4 protein-coding genes are annotated in these 3109 nt (G+C 36.0%); 1 reads left to right on the forward strand and 3 read right to left on the reverse strand.

The genetic code is table 11. The features are described from left to right. Positions 1-58: 58 nt before the first annotated feature. The 3 genes from A5N85_RS15665 to A5N85_RS08855 are packed head-to-tail and all read right to left on the reverse strand — an operon-like array spanning position 59 to position 752. The gene (locus tag A5N85_RS15665; protein ID WP_169818642.1) at positions 59-217 is read right to left on the reverse strand and encodes a single stranded DNA-binding domain-containing protein; all 159 of its coding nucleotides are present in this window, start codon (positions 215-217) and stop codon (positions 59-61) included. Then, positions 214-417 carry a hypothetical protein gene (locus tag A5N85_RS08850; protein WP_072576901.1) on the reverse strand — a complete coding sequence of 68 codons (204 nt, stop codon included), beginning with the start codon at positions 415-417 and terminating at the stop codon, positions 214-216. The genes A5N85_RS15665 and A5N85_RS08850 overlap by 4 nt, the downstream gene beginning before the upstream one ends. Then, positions 417-752, reverse strand: coding sequence for a helix-turn-helix transcriptional regulator (locus tag A5N85_RS08855; RefSeq protein WP_072576902.1), 336 nt, complete (start codon positions 750-752; stop codon positions 417-419). The genes A5N85_RS08850 and A5N85_RS08855 overlap by 1 nt, the downstream gene beginning before the upstream one ends. Before the next feature lie 143 nt (positions 753-895). Here A5N85_RS08855 and topA point away from each other — a divergent pair, with 143 nt between their 5' ends. Next, positions 896-2917 (forward strand): type I DNA topoisomerase, encoded by a 2022-nt coding sequence (gene topA / locus A5N85_RS08860; RefSeq protein ID WP_072576903.1) that lies wholly within the window; start codon positions 896-898, stop codon positions 2915-2917. The last annotated feature ends 192 nt before the right edge of the window (positions 2918-3109 follow it).

The following is a 3109-nucleotide window of genomic DNA, read 5'->3' on the forward strand; positions in this document are numbered from 1 at the left end:
GCTAACCATACTCTTACAAAAAATATTTCTTTTAATATATTGATATTTAAATATTTAACTACCATTGGATTATTTGATAATATTCCAGCATACTTTTCAAACCACTACCTCTATTTTTAACTGATTTGACTATAACAGAATCACCAGATTCCATGACTTTTCTTTCATAAATTTCGCCAATATTTCCAAGCAGTTGGACTTTATTGATTCCTTTCATAATTTTTCCTTTCTATTATTTGCTTGTTCATCTTCTATTTGGATTATTGCTTCGGTAACCGTATCCTTAACAAATTCAATTAAAGTAACTTTTTCATCTTTTCTCATCTCTCTATCAGAACATTCTTCTGCAATACTTAAAGCGGATAGAATTGCGTTAGCTAAACGTATTTTTTCATTTGATAAATAAACTTCGTTCATTAGGTTCTCCTATTGATATTTTGATTTCCAATACGATGACGTATGGAATGGATATCTTCTAATGATTTTCTTTTTGAACCTGCTTTATCTATCCTATTCTTTGAAGCGTTAGTCGCCATTTCTTCAATTTCTTCAAGCCTATCAATTGCTAAATTTGTTGGTGTAACAGATTTTACTTGCCAAAAGAAAATGGCATAAGCTTCTATTTCTGATGATAGCCAACGACGATATCTACCATCACCATAGCCTTGGGGGAATAATCCTTCTCTAATCAAGTTATAGATGGTGCTTTCATCTAAATCCAATACTTCTGCAACGGACTTCATTTTCATCATCTTCATCATTGATACACTATTTATTAGTTGATAATGATTGATTATGGTAGATAAAAATAAATAATTCAAGTAATATTTATATATGACAAGCATAAAAGTTCATGATTATTTAAAATTATTTATTTAAAAATGGATTGATTGAGATGAAGCTCCTTATCGTTGAATCACCTGCAAAGACTAAGAAAATCGCGCACTATCTAGGCAAAGATTGGCGGGTAGAGGCAAGTTTTGGGCATATTAGAGATATGCCGGTCAAAGAAATTGGCGTTACTGCACCGGACTATCAGCCAGTTTATGAAGTGAGTGAAAGTAAGAAAAATCAGGTCGCTAGATTAAAAGCACTAGCCAAAGAAGCCGATGAAATATGGCTTGCTACAGACCCTGATCGAGAAGGTGAAGTGATTGCTTGGCATCTAAATGAAGTATTAAAGTCAAAGAAGCCAACCTACCGCGTTACTTTCAATGAAATCACCGAAACAGCGGTTAAAAAAGCCATTCAAAATTCAAGAAATATTGATATTAACCTTGTCAAAGCGCAAGAAGGTCGGCGTGTATTAGATCGTTTGTATGGATATAAATTATCCCCTGCATTAGCTGAAAAACTAGATCGTTGGGGCGTATCTGCTGGGCGCGTTCAATCAGTGGCTTTACGATTGATTGTCGATAGAGAGCAATCTATTCATGACTTTAAAATCACAAAGCATTTTGGTGTTACCGCAAATTTTGAAACCGATGGTATCGCATGGCAAGCCAAATGGAAAACAAAAGACTTAGTTAGTGAGGACAATCCTTATATCCTTGACAAAAGGATTGCCGAAAAAGTCCAGCAAGCGGCAAAAGAAGGCTTAATCCTTATTGACTTTGAAGAAAAAGAACAATCGCGTAAAGCACCTGCACCGCTTATCACTTCAACTTTACAACAAGCAGCAGCGAATAAACTTAATATGAGCGTTGGCGATACCATGAAAGCTGCACAGAAACTGTTTGAAGCCGGTTTAATCACTTATATGCGCACAGATAATCCGAATTTATCTGATGATGCCATTGCTGCAATCAAAATCTTTATGACTTCTGTCAATCAAGAGGAACATCTATCTGATAAACCGAATACATGGAAAGCCAAAGACGGCGCACAAGAAGCCCATGAAGCGATTAGACCGACTGATTTTAAGGTAAGAGAAGCGACTAATCTTGGCGATGAGGCAGCCAATCGACTATATAAAGTCATTTGGCGTGCTGCAATTGCTTCTCAAATGAAGCCTGCGCGTTATAAAGTGAGAACCGCGACACTAAAAACGCTTAAAGAAATAGATCTTCATTCAGAAACATACGCTAGCTTTGATGCCTCCTCAAAAACCCTCAATGCCATTCAAGCGTATGCACTCTTTGAAGCCAAAGGCAGTGAAAGAATCTATGCTGGTTGGCAAATGCTCATGCAAGATGACTACACTAATGAAGATAGTGAAACAGCAGAAACACTACCCATGCTATCTAAAAACGAAACTTATCATCCGAATGATACACAAGTCATTGAACTAGAGACCAGACCGCCTAAAAGATATTCGGAAACATCACTGGTAAAAGCACTAGAAAAAGAAAGTATTGGCAGACCTTCGACTTATGCTTCTATCATTGAGACATTAAAAAAACGTGAATACGTTATCTTACAGAAAAAAGTTTTTACCCCAACGGAGCTTGGGGTAAAAATCGTCAAAGCACTTATTAACCGCTTTGATATGATGGAACTGGCATACACAGCTCAAATGGAAGAACAGCTAGATGCCATTGCGCATGGAAGCGCAACTTATCTTGAAGTAGTAAGTCATTATGACAATGAATTAGAAAAACAGCTAAAAAGCTTTCAACAATCGACTATCTCAGGATTAAGCATTGAAACAGCGCAACATACTTGCCCTAAATGTAAAACAGGCAATCTAAAACGGCTGAAAGGGAAAAATGGAGCTTTTTGGGCTTGCTCGAATTATGATAGTGGAAAAGGATGCGCTTATACTGCGCCTGATAACAAAGGGAAACCCGAAGAGAGACAAAAATGTCCAAAATGTAAAGATGGATTTTTAGTCAAACGTCCTTCAAAAAAGAAGCCAAACAAATTTTGGTATGGATGTGATCAGTATCCGCAATGCGACTATAAATCTTTTGATTGAATCTTATTTCAAATAAAAATCATTTAGTTGCAAAATTATGATAATTTTGTCATTATTGAAACTTTTAATGGCTAAATTTAAATGATAAGGAACTATTGATGAAAAAAATCTTAGTTATGAGTTTGACGTGCGCTCTTGTATTACAGGGATGTGGGGAAGATAGTCCTAAAAATGAAGAAAGCAAAGAAGAAA

This window comes from Suttonella ornithocola, assembly GCF_001889065.1.
Taxonomy (GTDB): Bacteria; Pseudomonadota; Gammaproteobacteria; order Cardiobacteriales; family Cardiobacteriaceae; genus Suttonella_A; species Suttonella_A ornithocola.